22 protein-coding genes are annotated in these 16,877 nt (G+C 67.4%); all 22 read left to right on the top strand.

The genetic code is table 11. The annotated features are described in order from the left end of the window. Positions 1–75 precede the first annotated feature (75 nt). Positions 76–429, top strand: a complete 354-nt coding sequence (locus ACW2Q0_RS00605; protein WP_457184965.1) for a hypothetical protein — start codon at positions 76–78, stop codon at positions 427–429. Further along, positions 429–578, top strand: a complete 150-nt coding sequence (locus ACW2Q0_RS00600) for a hypothetical protein (RefSeq protein WP_457184963.1) — start codon at positions 429–431, stop codon at positions 576–578. The genes ACW2Q0_RS00605 and ACW2Q0_RS00600 overlap by 1 nt, the downstream gene beginning before the upstream one ends. A 100-nt stretch (positions 579–678) precedes the next feature. Then, positions 679–1,005, top strand: coding sequence for a hypothetical protein (locus tag ACW2Q0_RS00595; RefSeq protein WP_457184961.1), 327 nt, complete (start codon positions 679–681; stop codon positions 1,003–1,005). Further along, positions 1,005–1,160, top strand: coding sequence for a hypothetical protein (locus tag ACW2Q0_RS00590; protein ID WP_457184959.1), 156 nt, complete (start codon positions 1,005–1,007; stop codon positions 1,158–1,160). Before ACW2Q0_RS00595 ends, ACW2Q0_RS00590 begins: the two co-directional genes overlap by 1 nt. Then, entirely contained in the window at positions 1,160–1,504 is a 345-nt protein-coding gene (locus ACW2Q0_RS00585) for a hypothetical protein (RefSeq protein WP_457184957.1), read from the top strand. Before ACW2Q0_RS00590 ends, ACW2Q0_RS00585 begins: the two co-directional genes overlap by 1 nt. A gap of 122 nt (positions 1,505–1,626) precedes the next feature. After that, positions 1,627–1,950, top strand: coding sequence for a hypothetical protein (locus ACW2Q0_RS00580; protein ID WP_457184955.1), 324 nt, complete (start codon positions 1,627–1,629; stop codon positions 1,948–1,950). Further along, a complete protein-coding gene (locus ACW2Q0_RS00575; protein ID WP_457184953.1) occupies positions 1,928–3,490 on the top strand; it encodes a hypothetical protein in 1,563 nt (520 codons plus the stop codon). The genes ACW2Q0_RS00580 and ACW2Q0_RS00575 overlap by 23 nt, the downstream gene beginning before the upstream one ends. An 11-nt stretch (positions 3,491–3,501) precedes the next feature. Continuing rightward, entirely contained in the window at positions 3,502–4,872 is a 1,371-nt protein-coding gene (locus ACW2Q0_RS00570; RefSeq protein ID WP_457184951.1) for a phage portal protein family protein, read from the top strand. Further along, positions 4,869–6,356, top strand: a complete 1,488-nt coding sequence (locus ACW2Q0_RS00565; protein ID WP_457184949.1) for a phage protease — start codon at positions 4,869–4,871, stop codon at positions 6,354–6,356. The genes ACW2Q0_RS00570 and ACW2Q0_RS00565 overlap by 4 nt, the downstream gene beginning before the upstream one ends. A 1-nt stretch (position 6,357) precedes the next feature. After that, on the top strand, positions 6,358–6,810 hold the full coding sequence (locus ACW2Q0_RS00560; protein ID WP_457184947.1) for a hypothetical protein: 453 nt from the start codon (positions 6,358–6,360) through the stop codon (positions 6,808–6,810). 28 nt (positions 6,811–6,838) lie between these two features. Next, positions 6,839–7,771: a phage major capsid protein gene (locus ACW2Q0_RS00555; RefSeq protein ID WP_457184945.1), complete on the top strand. Its 933-nt coding sequence runs from the start codon at positions 6,839–6,841 to the stop codon at positions 7,769–7,771. Next, complete coding sequence (locus ACW2Q0_RS00550) at positions 7,768–8,178, top strand: hypothetical protein (protein ID WP_457184943.1); 411 nt, start codon at positions 7,768–7,770, stop codon at positions 8,176–8,178. The genes ACW2Q0_RS00555 and ACW2Q0_RS00550 overlap by 4 nt, the downstream gene beginning before the upstream one ends. Then, the gene (locus ACW2Q0_RS00545; RefSeq protein WP_457184942.1) at positions 8,178–8,555 is read left to right on the top strand and encodes a hypothetical protein; all 378 of its coding nucleotides are present in this window, start codon (positions 8,178–8,180) and stop codon (positions 8,553–8,555) included. The genes ACW2Q0_RS00550 and ACW2Q0_RS00545 overlap by 1 nt, the downstream gene beginning before the upstream one ends. Beyond that, the gene (locus ACW2Q0_RS00540; protein WP_457184940.1) at positions 8,552–8,866 is read left to right on the top strand and encodes a hypothetical protein; all 315 of its coding nucleotides are present in this window, start codon (positions 8,552–8,554) and stop codon (positions 8,864–8,866) included. The genes ACW2Q0_RS00545 and ACW2Q0_RS00540 overlap by 4 nt, the downstream gene beginning before the upstream one ends. A gap of 2 nt (positions 8,867–8,868) precedes the next feature. After that, a complete protein-coding gene (locus tag ACW2Q0_RS00535; RefSeq protein ID WP_457184938.1) occupies positions 8,869–9,120 on the top strand; it encodes a hypothetical protein in 252 nt (83 codons plus the stop codon). Continuing rightward, on the top strand, positions 9,117–9,521 hold the full coding sequence (locus ACW2Q0_RS00530; RefSeq protein ID WP_457184936.1) for a hypothetical protein: 405 nt from the start codon (positions 9,117–9,119) through the stop codon (positions 9,519–9,521). Before ACW2Q0_RS00535 ends, ACW2Q0_RS00530 begins: the two co-directional genes overlap by 4 nt. Positions 9,522–9,556: 35 nt before the next feature. Then, positions 9,557–10,090 carry a hypothetical protein gene (locus ACW2Q0_RS00525; RefSeq protein WP_457184934.1) on the top strand — a complete coding sequence of 178 codons (534 nt, stop codon included), beginning with the start codon at positions 9,557–9,559 and terminating at the stop codon, positions 10,088–10,090. A gap of 95 nt (positions 10,091–10,185) precedes the next feature. Continuing rightward, on the top strand, positions 10,186–10,545 hold the full coding sequence (locus tag ACW2Q0_RS00520) for a hypothetical protein (protein WP_457184932.1): 360 nt from the start codon (positions 10,186–10,188) through the stop codon (positions 10,543–10,545). A 116-nt stretch (positions 10,546–10,661) separates the two neighbouring features. Next, positions 10,662–10,931 (top strand): hypothetical protein, encoded by a 270-nt coding sequence (locus ACW2Q0_RS00515; RefSeq protein WP_457184930.1) that lies wholly within the window; start codon positions 10,662–10,664, stop codon positions 10,929–10,931. Then, complete coding sequence (locus ACW2Q0_RS00510; protein WP_457184928.1) at positions 10,928–14,338, top strand: phage tail tape measure protein; 3,411 nt, start codon at positions 10,928–10,930, stop codon at positions 14,336–14,338. The genes ACW2Q0_RS00515 and ACW2Q0_RS00510 overlap by 4 nt, the downstream gene beginning before the upstream one ends. Further along, positions 14,335–15,237, top strand: a complete 903-nt coding sequence (locus tag ACW2Q0_RS00505; RefSeq protein ID WP_457184926.1) for a phage tail protein — start codon at positions 14,335–14,337, stop codon at positions 15,235–15,237. The genes ACW2Q0_RS00510 and ACW2Q0_RS00505 overlap by 4 nt, the downstream gene beginning before the upstream one ends. Continuing rightward, entirely contained in the window at positions 15,237–16,871 is a 1,635-nt protein-coding gene (locus ACW2Q0_RS00500) for a Gp37-like protein (protein WP_457184924.1), read from the top strand. Before ACW2Q0_RS00505 ends, ACW2Q0_RS00500 begins: the two co-directional genes overlap by 1 nt. Positions 16,872–16,877: the final 6 nt, after the last annotated feature.

The raw sequence follows: 16,877 nt of genomic DNA, 5'->3' as shown, positions 1-16,877 counted from the left end.
GCTCCGCAAGCCCGCGACGAAGCGCGGGTGGTCCCGCTGCGCGCTGCGAACCCCCAACCCTCAGTAGTTCGAACCATGGAGGCGACATTGCCCGAGATTCCCAGACTGGCAGTCCTTGACCTGGCGGCGAAGAAACTGTTCATCGACGGCGCCGAGTTCCCCTGGCTCATCTCCGAGGAAGGGCCGAAGCTCGACGACCTGGCCAGCGGAAATCCTCTACGGTCGGTGACTCTCACGTTCTTCGTCGAAGACGTCCAGGTCAATCCCGAACACGGTGGGTCGGGCGCCGAAGCGCTTGCACGCGACAACATCGAGGTGTCGGTAATGGATTGCTCCCACGCCCCCGGCGGGAAGCTGATTGTCACCACCGGCGGCGTCAAGCCGCAATGGGTAGCCGACGCTACCGAGCCGGGCAAGGAGAGCGAGTAATGACCATCGGTGAAATGTTGGACGATCGGCTTCGCGTCCTCAACGAACTCACGGCCCTCGCTGGCAAGTTCCATGAGCGCGGCGACACCAAGTGCAGCGACGAGATGATGGCGATCCTCAACTCCCGCCGAGACTTCCAGGAGTCGTGATGGATCTGTACGCGATCGTGCACGCCCTGCTGTGCCACCCCATCGGCCACGCGCCCGAACTCAAGGCCATCCCGCTACGCATCCTGCTGGCGATGCCGTGGTGAGCATCCTGGATCAGGCGCTCGCGGACATGCGCGCCGGGCGCCGTGTGCTGCTGATCGCGCCGTCGGCCGTGGCCGTGACGAGACTCGTCGACAAAGCCCTGCCGCTGCTACGTGCTGGTGAATCCGCACGGCAGCGTCCGGCCACCATCACTGGCGACCGCGGCTGGATCCAGCTACGCCCGTACCCGACGTCGCGCGATTCTGGCCGCGGCCTCACGTTGGACCGCATCTACTTCGATCACAGCGAGCTGTACGAGCTCCTGGCGCCAGCACTGAGTTTTGCAACCAACGGCGACCGCATCGTTCACGGGCCGACGACCTGATGAGCCGCCGCCTCGCTGGCGTGCTGCGCAACGTCGCCGATCGGATCGACCCGCCACCGCCGCCCCATGCGTTCTACGTCCGACCGGGTACCGATCTAGAGGAACTCGCCGCAGCGATCGAGCGGATCCAGCGGCGCCGACTGATCCCGTTCTGATGGCCGCCCGCCGCACCACCACGCAGCGCGGGCTCGGCTGGAAGCACCGGCAAGAAGTCGCCGGCCTCATGGCCCGGCACGTCAACGGCACGGCCTGCTGGTGGTGCGCCCGGCCGATGTTCCGCCAGGTCGATCAGAACTGGGATCACCGGACCCTAGAGGGCGACCACAGCAATCCGCGCTCGCGAGGTGGCACCCGAGCCGACCGGCTGCTGCACTCCACATGCAACCGCCAGCGCGGTGCAGGCGACCACGACGACGAGCGGCCCGCTCTCACCGGCAAACGGCCCCAGGCACGCTCCAGCGGCGTCGATCTGGGCGTGCTGGCCATGCCCTGGCCCTGACCGCCCCCCACCCCCCAGAAATATTCGAGGGGTGGGGGTCCGTGACTCCATCCGGGGTAAGTCACGATTTTTTTTGCAGGCCGGTATCTCAGGCGCGGATATCGCGGGTTGGGGAGGTGTTCGTGCCCGATTTCGACGACCGCGGGCGCGAATTGTTCGACTCGCTGCACGATCCGGCGGATCCGCCGTCGCTGACCGCGCTCGTGGTGGAGGCCGCCCGCATCGTGGACCGGCTCGACCGCCTCGACGCGGTGCTGTCGGGTGATGTCGAGTGCTGGCTGCGCCTGGCCGAGGGCCGCGACGGCACGATCATCGTCCGGGTCGATGCCGCACTGTCGGAGTCCCGGCAACAGGCAAACGTATTGCGGCAGTTGCTGGTCGAGATCACCCGGCGCAAGGGCGACGACGGGGGCGGCGAGGACGATGACCCTCTCGACGATCTGTGAAGCCGACCTCGACGCCAAGTTCCAGGAGATCATCGAGGCCGAATGGCCGAAGCTCACCGGTCGCCAAACGCCCGATGCGCTGCTCTACACCGCCGGTGACACCACGCTCGGTGTCAAAGCGGCCGAGTTGGGGCGCCGGTCGGCGTCACGGATTCGGGCGATGCCGTGGCAGTCGTGGTCGCTCGAACAGATCCTCGCGAAGAACCCCGATGGGACGTGGACGCACCCCGAGTGCTGCCTGATCATCCCGCGCCAGGCGGGCAAGAGCACGGTGCTCATCCTGCGAGTGCTCTACGGGCTGTTCAAGCTCGGCGAGAAGATCATTTTCTCGGCGCACCAGTGGGAAACCGCGAAAGCGCTGTGGAAACGCACGTGGGCGATCATCAAGACGACCCCGTGGATGGCCAAACGCGTCGAGTCGAAGACGTGTTCGCAGGGTCGCGGCACGATCGTGTTGGCCTCCGGTGCCGAGGTTGTGTTCACCACCCGTTCGGCGCACGCCGGGCGCGGCCTGGACGAGATCGACCTCGAGATCTACGACGAGGCCTACGACCTCACCGAGGCCGACATGGCCGCGTTGTCGCCGACGAAGATGGCGGCGTCCGATCCGCAGACGATCTACACCTCGAGCGCGGTCAACCAGGACCAGCACACCAACGGGAACGTGCTCGCGGCGGTGCGTCGGCGGGGTCGCGACGGCGCCGAGACGGGCTTGTTCTTCGCCGAATGGATGACGGCGACCGGTGACCGCGCAGCCCCCGAGACTTGGCGGCTGGCGAACCCGTCGTACGGCGTGATCGCGACCGAGAAGAAGCTCGCGGCCGAGTTCCGCAAGTTCTCCACCCCAGCCGGGCGCAAGAGCTTCGACGTCGAGTACCTCGGCCGCGGTGATTGGCCGGAAGACCCGGAGGACGCTCCCGCGGTCATCGACCCGGAGGTGTGGTCGGACATGACGAACACCGCGCCGAGCCTGCGCGGCCAGATCGCGATGGCGCTGGACCGGACACCGGACCGGAACTGCTGGATCGTCGCGGCCGCGCAGGCCACTACCGACGGGCGCACGCACCTCGAGATCGGCTACTACCAGGCGGCCACGCACGACGAGGTGGTGGCGTACTTGCTGGCTGTCATCGCGGCGTGGGATCCATGCGCGCTGGTGATCGACCGCAAGAGCCTGGCCTTTGCGATCGTGCCGAAGTTGATCGCGGCCGGCATCGAGCCGGAGGTAACCGGCACTCCGCAGATGGCCGCGGCGTGTGGAGGGTTCTACGACGACGCGGTCGCCTCCCTGCTGTCGCACACCGGCCAGAAAATCCTCACTGACTCGGTCGAAATCGCGGAAAAGCACGAACTTCCGGGCGGCGACTGGGTGTGGAACCACCGCGCATCGCCACTGCGAGCCGCATCCCTCGCTCGCTGGGGCCTGCTGAGTTTCGGATCGACCATCTCGCCGCCTGCCGCGCCGTCGACCGGCAGCTCTACTGCGGCGTATCCGCCGCGTTCGTCCGGCGAACTCGACGTTTTCGCTGCCGCGTTCTGAGGAGGTGAGTTGTGCCGACCGAGATCAAGCCTCCGAAGCCGTCGTTCCGTGAGAAGGGGTACGTGTCGGGGCAGAATGCCGCGACCGGGCTCGGCGATTGGTCGCAGTGGGAGCAGTTCGAGCAGGTTCCAGAGCTGCAATGGCCTGCCGCGATCAAGGTCTATACCCGGATGGAGCGCGAAGACTCGCGTGTGACGTCGCTGCTGTCCGCGATTGGCCTGCCGATTCGCCGCACCCCTTGGCGGTTCGCGCAGGCGGGCGCTCGTGATGAGGTCACCGAGTTCTGTGCCCGCAATTTCGGTCTGCCGATCGTCGGTGGGCCCGATTTCAGCGACACAGGACGCCGTAAGGGCCGGTTCTCGTGGCCGCGGCACCTCAACTGGGCGCTGGGGTCGCTGCAGTTCGGGCACAGCGTGTTCGAACAGGTGTACCGGCCCGGTGACGACGGGTACGTGTGGCTGCACAAGCTTGCGCCGCGTCCGCAACGCACGATTTCGGCGTGGAATGTGGCCCTCGATGGTGGCCTGGACTCGATTGAGCAGATGGCACCGGCGTCGAACGCGAAAGTGCTGTATGGGGTTTCGCCGCTCACCATCCCGATCGGCCGTCTGGTGGTTTACAGCCGCAACATGGAGCCCGGAATGTGGGTCGGGAAGTCGATTCTGCGGCCGTCGTACAAGCACTGGCTATTGAAAGACGAGTTCCTGCGTATCGAGGCTGTCGCCGCGCGGCGCAACGGTGTCGGTGTGCCGGTTGCGACCGCGGCCGAGGGCGCATCGCAGGCTGATGTGGACATGCTTGCCGACATGGCGCAGCAGTACCGGGGCGGCGAGTACGCCGGTGCGGGCCTGCCGCACGGCGCGGACCTGAAACTGCTCGGCGTCTCGGGCAATCTGCCCGATATCCGGGCTGCGGTCGAATACCACGACAAGATGATCGCGATTTCCGGGCTCGCGCACTTCCTCAACCTCGCCGGTGGCGGCTCGTACGCGCTGGCGGATGCACAGAAATCGACGTTCGTCGACAGCGTGCAGACCGAGGGCGAGTGGGTGCGCGACATCACGCAGGAGCACATGGTCGAGGACCTCGTCGACATCAACTTCGGCGTCGACGAGCCCGCGCCGCGCTTGGTGTTCGACGAGATCGCGAGCAGACAGGACGCGACAGCCGCCGCGCTCAAGATGCTGGTCGAGGCCGGGCTACTCAGTCCCGACATCCTCGTCGAGCAGACCGTTCGACAGCGGCTCGGATTCCCGGCCAAGCCGGAAGGTGAGCCGGCCGCGCAACCGTCTGGCGGATACGCCCCCGTGACCCCAGCCGCGCCCGCGCCAGTGGCCGCGCAGCGGCGCCGCAACCCGGCCGAGCAGGAGGGCCTGTTTTGACCGCGCCGCTGCCGGTGCCTGCCGCGCCGCCCCTGTCGCACCTGCCACAGGTCGAGCTGATGCATGTCGGCACCTGGGACGCATCGACTGGCACGCACACCTTCACCCCCGACGATCTCGCGTTCGCGGTCGCGGCGATGGACTGCCCGGCGGTGCACCGGCCACGGATCAAGCTGGGCCACACCGACCCCCGCTTCGACGGCGAACCGGCGGTCGGCTGGGTCGATCACCTGACCGTCGTCGACGGTCGCGCGCTGATCGGCGACCTTGTCGGTATGCCCGGCTGGCTGGCGACGCCGGACGAGTCCGGGCACACCGTGATCGCGTCCGCGTACCCGCAGCGGTCGATCGAGGGCGAGTTCGACTACCGCTGCGCCCTCGGCCACACCCACCCCTTCGTGCTGACCGGTCTCGCGTTGCTGGGTGTGACCGAGCCCGCGATCGGCACCCTCACGTCGCTGCAGGACGTCGGCGCCCTGTACGGGATCGCCGCGTCGACGCCGCACACCAGCGGCACCCGCATCACCGTCCACATGAAAGGGCAGCTCATGCCGAATCCGAAGGCGCTCAAGGTCGCCGCCGGTGTGACCACCGAAGACGTGCGGCGCAAGTTCTATGACTCCGCGCCGTGGTCGCAGTGGATCGAGGAGTTCCACCTCGAACCGCTGCAGCTGATCGTCCTGGACGACGACACCGGCACCCGGCAGCGCGTGCCGGTGAGCGTCGACGCGGCCGGTGACGGTACCGAGGGCGTCACCTTCGGTACCGCAGTCCCGGTCGTCGTCCGTTACGACGACGCCGCCCCGGCCACCGACCCGGCGGCACCCGACCCGACAACCGAGGAGGCCCCCGTGGCTGCATCGAAAGTCCTCCGGTACGCCAGCCGTGCCGAATCCCGCCCCGGCCATCCGGTCGCGGCGGCCGCCCCCGCCGACCCGGCGCAGGGCGACACCACCACCACCACGACGGAAGGGAGCTCGGGAGTGGAGATCACCAACGAGCAGCTCGCGGCGCTGCGGACGGCTCTCGGCCTGGCCGACGACGCCGACCTCGCCACGATCATCGCCGCGATTCAGGAGCTCGCGATCAGCGCCGCAGAGCAAGCCCAGACCGACGCGCAGGCGCAGGCCGACGCCGCCGCGCAGGTCGCCGCCGGTCGCGTCCCCGGTGCGGTCGTCGTCGACTCCGGCCGCCTCGCTGCGCTCGAGGCCGACTCGGCGCAGTTCAAGACGTTCCTCGCCAAGCAGCGCCGCGACGACATCGAGGTCACCCTGTCGACCGCGATCAGTGACGGCCGTATCACCCCGGCCAACAAGGAGACCTGGCGCGAAACCCTCGACGCCGACCTCGAGCGCGGCAAGACGTTGCTCGCCTCGATGGCGGCGAACTCGGCCGTGCCAGTGACCGAGCTCGGGCACGCCACTGAGGCGGCCGACATCACCGACGTCCGCGGCAACGCGGCCTACCAGAACTGGAGCATCTGACATGGCAGGAATCGTCCAGGCCACTCAGGGTGGCCCGAAGACCTTCACCCCGGCCGATAACGAGGTGATCCTCGGCGGGCAGCTCGTCGAGGCGCGCACCGGTGGCCGGATCGGTGTCGCCGCGGCGGGCACCGTGAAGTTCCTCGGCGTGGCGCTCAACGACGCCGTCGCGCCGGAGGACTTTCCGCCCGCCGACACCATCGACGCCCTCGGCCGGACTGTCGTGTCGGCGGTGGCGATCCCGACCACGGTCGCGGTCGCCTACGCCGGAACCGAGGTCACTGTTCAGTACTCGGCGAACGCCGCGTTCGGCGACAAGCTCGTCGCGACCGCGACCGGCAAGGTCGCGCCCGCCGCCGCGACTCCCGATGCCCGCACGATCGTCGGGATCTGCACGGAACCGCTCGGTGTCACCTTCGCCACGAATCCGCGTGGCCTGATGCGGATCGCCTGACCGGCGACTACGAGACAGGAGTAATCCCATGGCCACTTCGATCGTGAGCGTCAGCGATGGCAATCGGCTGACCGTTTCCGACCTGGTCAAGAACCCGCTGTTCATCCCGACCAAGCTGAAAGAACTGATGGAAAATCAGTTCATCAGCGAGGCGCTGTTCCGCAACGGCGGCAAGAACGAGGCCGGCATCGTCGCCTACCGCGAGGGCGACCCGATGTTCCTGGATTCCGACGTCCAGGACGTTGCCGAGTTCGGCGAGATCCCGGTCTCGTCCGGTCAGCTCGGCACACCGCGCGTCGCCTTCGCCACCAAGAAGGCGCTCGGCGTGCGCGTCTCCAAGGAGATGATCGACGAGAACAACATCGACGCCGTCAACAAGCAGATGAACGGCCTGAAGAACACGTTCATCCGTGCCAACGACCGCGCCGCGAAGGCGCTGTTGCAGTCGGCCGCCGTCCCCACCATGGCCGTGTCGGCGGCGTGGGACAACGCATCCGGCAAGCCCCGCACCGACCTGGCGAAGGGCATCGAGAAGATCTCGACCGCGGCCCCGGCCAATGCCACCGCCGACGAGTCCTGGGCGTTCGAGCCCGACACCCTGGTCGTGCATCCCGGGCTGCTGTCGATCCTGATGGACAACGACCAGATCCTGAAGGTCTACAACGGCAACGTCGCGAACGAGTCCATCGCCTACACCGGCGTGATCCCCGGCGAGCTCATGGGCTTGACCGTGATCAAGTCGCGGACGTTCCCGATCGACCGCGTATTCCTGTGCGAGCGCGGCACCATTGGTTTCTACAGCGATACCCGCCCGTTGCAGTTCACCGCCCTGTACGCCGAGGGTGGCGGCCCCAACGGCGGCCCGCGCGAGACCTTCCGCTCGGACGCCTCGCACAAGCGCGCGCTCGGTCTGGACCAGCCCAAGGCCGGCTTGTGGCTGACGGGAGTGACCACGCCGTGAGCGAATACATCCTGACCGCCGACTATTTCGATCAGATCGTCGAGGTGCGCGAGGACGGCACCGCCAAGCGGTACGCCAAGCGTCGCCGCGGCGACATCATCGTCGGCCTGCCTGAGGACGACGTCGACCGTCTGCTGCGCGCTGGGGCGATCAAGGCCCGCGCCGACGTGGCCGGTCCGGCGGCACGGCAGGAGCCCGACGGCGGCAACTCCGCACCCGTAACCGGCACCGAGGTCGGCAGCGCCAGCGCGGGCGGCGCGGAGACGCCATCACCTGACGCCTTCGACCTGCCGAAGCGGACAGCCAAGACCGAGGAGTGGCAGGACTACGCGGTCGCGCGTGGCCTGCCGCGCGCCGACGCCGAGGCCATGTCCCGCGCTGAGCTGATCGAGAAGTTCGGCGCCTGATGCCGCTCGCCACCGTCGACGAGGTCGCCCGCGGCTGGCTCGACCTGGACAACGATCAGCGCGCGGACGCCGAGCTGCTGATCGCGGCGGCCGAGCAATGGATCCGCCACCCGGACCGGCGACCGGACGTGCCCGACGGCGACCCGATCGCGAAGCGGGTCGTGCTCGAGGTCGTGCGGACCGCGCTCGCACCGCCAGCCGAAGTCACCGGGCACACCTCGTACTCGGACGCGATGGGTCCGTGGTCGCAATCGGGGACGCTGGCGACCCCGGCGGGGACGCTGGTGTTCACCGAGGCGCACGCCCAGCTGCTCGGCGTCACGTCGACCGCGGCGCCGTCCTGGCATTTCGGTGACCAGCCGCGGGGCTCGGTGTGAGCGAGACCGTGATCCGTCACCGCGGCGGCGGGATGGACGACGACGGCAACCCGATCCCGTGGGCCGACACTCCGCTCGTCGCGGTTGCCGTCGCGCCCGGCGCGACCGCCGAATACGTCGAGCGGGCCCGCGATGGCCAGCACATCGAGTGCACCGTGTATTTCCGTCCCGCTGTCGACCTCACCGGCGCTGACGAACTCACCGTCGATGGCGACCGGTACCGGGTGCAGGTCGAGCAGTGGAAGCCGCGCCGGACCGGGCGACCGGGCCGGACCGGCACCGTCGCTCTGTGTAGCAGAGGGGAGGGCTGATCATGGCCCGCAGCAGAATCCGTCTCAATCAGCGCAACATCGGAAAGCTGCTGAAATCGCCCGAGTTCGCCGCGATGACGAATCAAGCGGCTCGGCGTATCGCCGAGGCCGCGGGCCCGGACGCCGAGGTGCAGCCCTACACCACCGACCGCAAGGCGGCAGCGGTCGTGGTGCCCGCTGCGCAGCAGGCCCGCGACGGCGTACTCACCCGCGCCGCAGCAGCCGCCGGCCTCGAGGTCAAGCAGAAGCCGTGAAACCGGCGCGGCTTCCGGGTGATCCGGCGAAGGCGGCCAAGAACTATCTGGCCTCGGTAGTGCCCGGGATGGTGGCGGCCCCGGCCCCGACGTGCGGTCTGGTGCTCCCGGCTGCCTGGACCACGAAATCGCCGCCAGCTGTAGTGGTTTTCGACGACGGCGGACCGACACGGTGGCCGGTGTCGACGCGTCCACTGCTGCGGGTCACGGTGTGGGCCGACGGCCGCGACCGGGCCCGCGCGATCGCTGGTGCCGCGATGTCGGTGCTCACCTCTCACCGAGTGCCCGCCATCGCCACCCTGAGCGAACCGTCCGGGCTGCTGGAGACCCGCGACCCCAACACCGGCGCGACGCTCGTTTCTTTCACGGTGCGCGCTCAATCACGAACTCTCCCAGCCTGATCCGGCTGGACCCATCAAGTTAGGAGGTGCCTGCAATGGCACGAGATCCCGACAACGTCAAGATCTGGCAGGACGCGCGCGTCCGCCTTTCCGACGCCGCGGTGCGGCCCACGCTGCCGACCGATATCGACACGGCATTCACTGAGCTCGACTGGCCTGAGGTGGGCATCCTCGACGGTGACGCCGGTTTGGCTGAGGACCGCTCCCTCGCCGAGTCCAAGCACTACGGCTGGGGCCTGGGGCTGATCAAGTTCGGGTCCAAGAACTTCGAGGTCATGCGCAAGATGACCTTGCTCGAGGACAACGCCCAGACCGCAGCCCTGATCTACCCGGGCCGCACGCCTACCAAGGTTCCCATTCCGAAGCCGGTCTATCGCTGGGTGGCGTTCGAGACCGATAGCGATCTGGCTGACCGTGAGCGGCTCATCACCACCACGCGGGCGCGTCTGTGGGTGTCGAGCAACACCCGCAACGAAAGCGATCCGACCAAGTGGGAAGTCGAGATCGCCATATTCGCCGACGGCAGCGGCAACATCTTCGACCGCCAGGCCGGCGACCTCACCCCGTAGGTCGCCTCGCTCGGCGGCGCGCGTTCTGTGCGGGTTCCCGCGCCGCCGAGCACCCCCATTCGTGAATCCCGCACACCTCAGAAAGGAACCCGCACATGTCTAATCGTCGACCCCGCCGTCCGCGTCCCGCCGGTGCTCCCGAACCTCGCGACTACCAGCCGCCGAAGTCTGCGGCCCAGGCTGAGGCCGAAGGCGCCGACACTGTCACCGTCCAGTGGCAGGGCCTGTCGCTGAACGTCCCGGCACGACCGGAGGACTGGCCGTACTGGACGGTGATGCGGCATCTGCAGACCGATCTGCCAGTCGGCGTGTGCAACCTGATCGGCCCCCGACAGGTTACAAAGATCTACGCTCGCCATCCCGACCTCACCGCGCGCGAGGCGTCTCGCCTGTTCGGTGAGCTGTTCGAGGAGATCGCCAAGGCGGTCGGTTTCGGTGGCGCGGGAAACTCCTGACGCTGCTGTGGCTGATTCAGCATCACGAGAATCAGCTCGAGGCTGATCTCGCGCACCACTGCAACGGCACCCGCTACACCGACCGCTGGCGTCGCGATGAACTCGGTGTCCCGCGGTTGACGTTGCGCGAGATCTGGGTCCGTATTCAGCAGCTACCCGCCACCGCCGAGTTGGTGATGCTCGGCAACGAAGGCCGACCCCGCTGGTCGGACACCGACTATCTGCTGTCCGACGTCGTGCACGTCTTGTCCGGCAAGCCACACCCGGCGCGCCCGAAACCGCGCGCCAAACCGGCTGATTCACGGCGCGAGGAGCTGCGCCAGCGCCGTATCCGTGAGAAGCGGGAGCGGGAGCGCCGCCAGCTCGAGGAAAGGGGGAGCCAGTGACTGAGCCCATCGGCTACGCGGCCCTACAGGTCATCCCGACTGTGCAGGGCATCGCTGGCCAGCTCGATAGCCAGCTGAGCGGACCGCTTGCCAGCGCTGGACGCAGCGCCGGGCAAGCCGCCGGTCGCGCGGTCGCTCAAGGTATCGAGCAGAAACGCGCCGATGTCCAGCGGGCGTCGGCGACGCTGGCGGCTGCCCGCGACAAAGAGGCCGACGCCGCGGGCAAGGTTCGTGTCGCCGAGGCGAAGCTGCAAGAGCTGCGCGACTCCGGCAGGGCGAGCGCGACCCAGCTCGCCCGCGCCGAGGAGGCACTCGCTACCGCGCAACGCAACGCCGACCGCGCATCGCAGACGCGCCAGCGCGCGGTGCAGGACCTGTCGGACGCGCGGATCCGACTTGCCAACCACACCGAGGAGGCTGAGCGCGCCGAAGGGCGTTTCTCAAACGCTTTGTCGGGCATGACATCCCGCCTCGGCCCGGCCGCCAAACAGTTGCTCGCGGTCAGTGCGGCGACCGCCGGTGTCGGCTCGGCGATGGAAATCGCATCCGATGCGATGCAGACCGACAAGCTCAACGACAAGCTCGCCGCCCAGCTCGGCGCGACACCGGAGATGGCCGAGCAGTTTGGGCATATCGCGGGCCAGCTGTATGCCAACGCCTACGGCGAGGACCTCGGCCAGGTCAACGACGCACTGAAAAACGTCTGGCAACAGGGCCTCGTCGGCGAGAACGCCAACGACGCGGAAATCCAGAAAGTCACCGCGTCGGTGATGACCCTGGCGAGCGCGTTCGACGAGGACGTTTCCGGCGCTGCCGCGGCTGTCGGAACCATGCTGAAAACCGGTATGGCACCCGACGCCGAAGCCGCGATGGACATCCTCACCCGCGGTTTCCAGCAGGGCGCGGACAAGGGCCAAGACCTGCTCGACACGTTCGTCGAGTACCCGACCCTGTTCCGATCGCTGGGTATGGACGGCCAGGAGGCTATGGGTCTCATCTCCCAAGCCCTGCAGGCCGGCGCGCGCAACGCCGACCAGGTCGCCGATGCGCTCAAGGAATTCCAGCTACGCGCGATCGACGGCAGCGACACCACCGCCAGCGCCTATCAGGCTCTCGGCCTGGACGCGCAAGCGATGGGTGCGCAGATAGCCCAGGGTGGCGAGGCCGCGAACCAGGGTCTGGCGACCGTGCTCGAGCGGCTGCGCGCCATGGACGACCCGCTTGCCCAGAACGCGGCGGCTGTCGGCCTGTTCGGCACCAAGGCCGAGGACCTCGCGCAAGCCCTGTTCGCGATGGATCCGACGACCGCTGTCGCCAGCCTCGGCCAAGTCGACGGCGCGGCCCAGAAGCTCGACGAAACCCTCAGTGACAACACCGCCACCACGCTGGAGAAATTCAAGCGGGGCATCCATGAGGCGATGGTCGAAAAAATGGGTGAGGCGGTGCACTGGGTCGAGGAAAACAAAACGGCCACAATGGTTTTGGCGGGCGTGTTCGGCACTGTGGCGGGCGCGATCGTCGCCGTCAAGGTCGCCACTATCGCGTGGAACACCGCCCAGACCGTCGCCGCTGGCGCTACCAAGGCTTGGACGGCGGTGCAGTGGCTGTGGAACGCCGCCATGTCGGCGAACCCGCTCGGACTGGTCGTGATCGCGATCGCCGCCCTGGTCGCCGGAATCGTTGTGGCCTACCAGAAGTCGGAAACATTCCGGGAGATCGTGCAGGGCGCGTGGGAAGGCATCAAGACCGCCGCCCTGTTCGTTTGGGACAACGTACTCAAGCCGTTCTTTTCCTGGTGGGTCGGCAACCTCCAGAAGGCGGGCGAGATCGCAACCTGGTTGTGGCAGAACGTCATTCAGCCAGGGTTCGACGGGATCGGGGCGATCATCTCCGGCGCGTGGTCGAACGTGATCAAACCGGCGCTCGATGCACTGGGCGCGGCCTGGTCGTGGATCGGCGACAAGGCGGGCGAGGCGAAGGACTGGATCGTCGACAAGTGGAACGCGATGGTCGATTTCGTGACCGAGCTTCCCGGTCGGGTGACATCGGCCGCGTCCGGGCTGTGGGACACCATCAAGGAAAGCTTCAAATCGGCCATAAACTGGCTGATCAAGGCGTGGAACGATTTCCGCCTGAGCTTCGATTTCACCATCCCGATTATCGACAAGCGGATCCAATTCTCGATCGAAACTCCAGACATTCCGATGCTCGCTGGCGGCGGTATCGCTGGACGCGGCGCGGACGGCCTGCTGTGGGGGCCGGGCACCGGCACCTCCGACAGCATCCTCGGCGTCGACAGCAAGGGCACGCCGACCGCGTTGGTCTCGACCGGTGAGGGTGTGGTCACGCAAGCAGCGATGGCGCGCGGCGGCGCCGAGCTGGTCGCCGCGCTGAATGCCGGTTGGGTGCCGCCCATAGAGCTGTTGCGTGCGATGCTGCCGGGCCTCGCGGACGGCGGCCTGGTCGAGGTCCAGGACTGGGTGCGCGGTGAGGCCGGGAAGCCGTATCAGTACGGCGGCACGGGCAATCCGTCGTGGGACTGCTCCGCGATTCAGGGCGGCATCTGGGCGCAGCTGAATGGCAAGAACCCGAACGCCCGCTACTTCAACACCGAATCCGATTTCACACAGTTCGGATTCCTGTCCGGCCCTGGCGGTCCCGGCGACTTCACGATCGGCGTGATGCGTGGCGGTGGCGGGCCCAATAGCCACATGGCCGGCAGGCTGGGTGACCTCAAAGTCGAGTCGAGCGGCAGCGATGGCGTCGAGGTCGGGCCGGGTGCGACCGACCCGTCGGAGTTTCCGCTGCAGTGGCACTTCCCGATTCCAGGCAACCCGCTCGCTGAGGGCAGCCCTGGTCTGGGTGGTCCGGGCTCTGGGGCATCCGGTGGGCTCGGCGGCAGCAGCTCTGGATCCGGGTCGGGCAGTTCGGCGGGCGGATCCGGAAGCGGTGGCACCCGCCCATCGGGACAGGCCGTCCCGGTGTGGGTGGACAACTGGCCGGCCAACTTCGGCGGAACTGGCGCCAGCGCAAGCACCGGCGCCGCGGACACCTCGAGCGGTGCCGCGGCGGATGCGGGCACCGCCACCGGAGCATCGAGTGGTGGCGCGGCAGCGACGCCGAAGGAGCATCCGCTAAAGGACAACCCGTGGGAGTACCTGCAATCGAAGTCGACCGAGAAATGGGACGCCACACAGAAAGACGTGCAGTCCTATTTCGAAAACAACTGGAAAGAGATGGTCGACAGCGGTCTGTCGCTGCTGGGTATGGGCGCCACCGGCGCCGCTGATGCCGCTCCGACGTTCAACATCTCGGGCACCGACCCGATGGGCGCGGCCGCCGCGGTCGATCGCGTTATGCGGCGCCGAACGCTGGCGTTGCAGCGGGGAGGGGGGATCTCGCGATGAGGCTGCACCCCCTGCTCGATCTGGAGCTGACGAAACTTGTCTACCTCTCGCCCGAGGGCCGGTGCTGGCATCTGGCTGGACCCAATGCTGGCGCCGAGGGCGTTGTGCTCGGCGACAGCATCGGCGGGCATTTCGATACCCCGGTGTCGCTGCTGCTGTCCAAGGGCGCCCGCCAGGACGGCGTAACCGTGCTGCGGTCAGTACGCAGCGAGAAGGAAATCGACTTCAACGTCTCGATCGGCGGGGACGCGATCCCGCTGATCTTCCGGTCGGCGCGGCATTTTCACGCCGTGCATGACGCCTGGCTGCGCGACTGGTCGACGGACCGGCCGGGCACGTGGGCGGGGTTCACCCGCCATCAGGGCTGGCGATTTCAGCGTGTCCAGCGTGACGGGCCCGTGGTGCCGCTCACCGGCATCGATCCACAGCTCAATTACCACGAAATCCTGCAGATGTCGGTGCTGGCCGCGGATCCGGCGATGCGCTCGTTCGACGAGATGAGTACGTGGACGAATGTCGACGGGTTGAACGAGGGAATCGTGGTCGCGCGCAACGCTGCCGACCAACCGGCGCACCCGCGGTACACGATGAACGGCCCCGGCCGCTGGCATATCGGCGACCCGGTCGACGGCGACGTGTCCCGTCTGGTGCAGACCCCGGTGATCGCGGCCGGTGAAACATTGCGCATCGACACGCACCCGCGCCATCGTACGGCCCGCGTCTACTCCGAGGCCGCGCCGTCGGGGCGCAATGTGTGGGCGCAGCTGGCCGGGCGGCGCTGGCTCGCCCCGATCCCGCCGTGGTCGAGCGTGCCGATACCGGTCGCTGTAACCGATGGCGGCACAACGGAATCAAGCATCACGGTCACCGTTACGCCGCGCTCGTCGAGGCCGTACTGATGGCCGCGTGGAACGCGGCCGCCGAAGTGCGGCGCATGGACGCCCTCGAGCGGGCAGATGACCAGTGGCGCACCGACCAAACCGCGATCGTCACCTGGTACGACAAGTGGCTCGACGAGGTCGGCGAAGAGGGCCGCTACCTCGACCTGCAGTTCTCGAAACTGAAGAACCGCGCGGGTGGGCTCAAGATGTCGTGCCCGCGCGACATGGTGCATTTCGACCACCTGTTCAACAACCCGGACGGCGAAGACGCGACGATCCCGATCACGGTCGAAACCAAGGCCTACAGGTGGGATGGGTACATCACGAAGGCCTCGCTCTTGCGGGCCGCCGACGGTACCGAATCGGTCGATATCGAGGCGATTCACTGTTGGAATCACGTTGCCACCACGGCACTGTGGGCGTCGCCATTCGCGCCGATCTTGGCGCAGTGGCCCCGTCACATGATCTTGGTCGGCCCGGTCGAGGTTCTGTTCGGCGTCTATATGTCGTGCAACATCCTGCGTCAGCAGTCGACGGCCATGCCGGCGAAGTGGGCCGACGCGCCTGATTGGGTGGTCGGCGGGGGAGATGGCCTGTGGCCGATCGCGATCGTGCCGGTCGACATCCTGACCAACACGAGCAAGTGGGCCGCGGGATCGGCGCGGTTCGACATGGCGGATGTGTTTTTCGAGCCGATGCTCGATGACTCCGGCGTGATCGTAGAGGCCTCGTTCTACCTGCCCGACAAGGGTGACGAACAGCCTGCGCCCGAATGGTTCTGGCTGGACCGCAACACCGTTGTGCTGCGCACCCGCGACCACAGCGCATCTGTCGGACCGACCGGCACCCTGCTCGATGGCCTCGTGAGTTGGTTCGAGGATTTCATCGACGACACCTCGCCGGTGCGGTATCCGAATTTCGACGCGCAGACCGAATACGAAGCGGTGTACGCCAATTACGGCCCGCTCGGTACCGCGCGCGGGCTGCCGTGGGTGTGGTACCGCGAGGGTGAATATTCCGGGCTCGGCGAGTCTCAGGTTTCGATTCACAAGCCCACCGCGACCCATGTCATCGTGGGCGGCAAGTCGCCGGGCTGGGTCAATGCCGGCATCGAGTTCGCCATGAAAAATCTGCTCAGCTGGATCGGTCTGCTGATCGGCATTCCTGGCCTGGATTCGCTGTATCAGGGGCAGCTTGACGACGTGTTTCTCGCGTGGATGCAGTACGAGGACGTCGGCCGCACGCAGCGCGCCGGGCCGTTCGCGCCCAAGGAATTCGTTGCCACCAACAGCCAGAAGGCGTTCACGTTGGACGGTCTCATGGCGGGCCGCCAGGCGCTGCACACGACCCGCGGCTACACCGCGAACTCGGTCACCGTGGCCGACGGCGCCCCCTATCTGCCGGGCAAGGACTTCGACATCGGGCATCAGATCGGTTTCGAGGTCGGCGGCCAGATTTTCACCGACTACGTGACCGAGATGACGTTCACCGACGACCGAACCGGCGGCGGCCGCTGGGAACTCAAGATCGGCGACGGCGCGGATGAGGAGGACACCCTCGTCAAGGCGTGGGGCCGCCTGGGCAGCCTGGCGACGATCGTCAAGACGATCTCGACCGATGTCGGCGCCGACCTCGATCTCATCATTTTCTAGGAGGTT

The sequence above is a fragment of the Nocardia citri genome (assembly GCF_054065835.1).
This window is presented reverse-complemented; position numbering and strand designations above follow the sequence as displayed.

Bases quoted from the DNA above. Each gene is read 5' to 3' on its own strand.
- ACW2Q0_RS00605 (WP_457184965.1), top strand. From the start codon at position 76: ATGGAGGCGACATTGCCCGAGATTCCCAGACTGGCAGTCCTTGACCTG.
- ACW2Q0_RS00555 (WP_457184945.1), top strand. From the start codon at position 6,839: ATGGCCACTTCGATCGTGAGCGTCAGCGATGGCAATCGGCTGACCGTT.
- ACW2Q0_RS00575 (WP_457184953.1), top strand. From the start codon at position 1,928: ATGACCCTCTCGACGATCTGTGAAGCCGACCTCGACGCCAAGTTCCAG.
- ACW2Q0_RS00500 (WP_457184924.1), top strand. From the start codon at position 15,237: ATGGCCGCGTGGAACGCGGCCGCCGAAGTGCGGCGCATGGACGCCCTC.
- ACW2Q0_RS00525 (WP_457184934.1), top strand. From the start codon at position 9,557: ATGGCACGAGATCCCGACAACGTCAAGATCTGGCAGGACGCGCGCGTC.
- ACW2Q0_RS00560 (WP_457184947.1), top strand. From the start codon at position 6,358: ATGGCAGGAATCGTCCAGGCCACTCAGGGTGGCCCGAAGACCTTCACC.
- ACW2Q0_RS00590 (WP_457184959.1), top strand. From the start codon at position 1,005: ATGAGCCGCCGCCTCGCTGGCGTGCTGCGCAACGTCGCCGATCGGATC.
- ACW2Q0_RS00545 (WP_457184942.1), top strand. From the start codon at position 8,178: ATGCCGCTCGCCACCGTCGACGAGGTCGCCCGCGGCTGGCTCGACCTG.
- ACW2Q0_RS00505 (WP_457184926.1), top strand. From the start codon at position 14,335: ATGAGGCTGCACCCCCTGCTCGATCTGGAGCTGACGAAACTTGTCTAC.
- ACW2Q0_RS00585 (WP_457184957.1), top strand. From the start codon at position 1,160: ATGGCCGCCCGCCGCACCACCACGCAGCGCGGGCTCGGCTGGAAGCAC.
- ACW2Q0_RS00520 (WP_457184932.1), top strand. From the start codon at position 10,186: ATGTCTAATCGTCGACCCCGCCGTCCGCGTCCCGCCGGTGCTCCCGAA.
- ACW2Q0_RS00600 (WP_457184963.1), top strand. From the start codon at position 429: ATGACCATCGGTGAAATGTTGGACGATCGGCTTCGCGTCCTCAACGAA.
- ACW2Q0_RS00535 (WP_457184938.1), top strand. From the start codon at position 8,869: ATGGCCCGCAGCAGAATCCGTCTCAATCAGCGCAACATCGGAAAGCTG.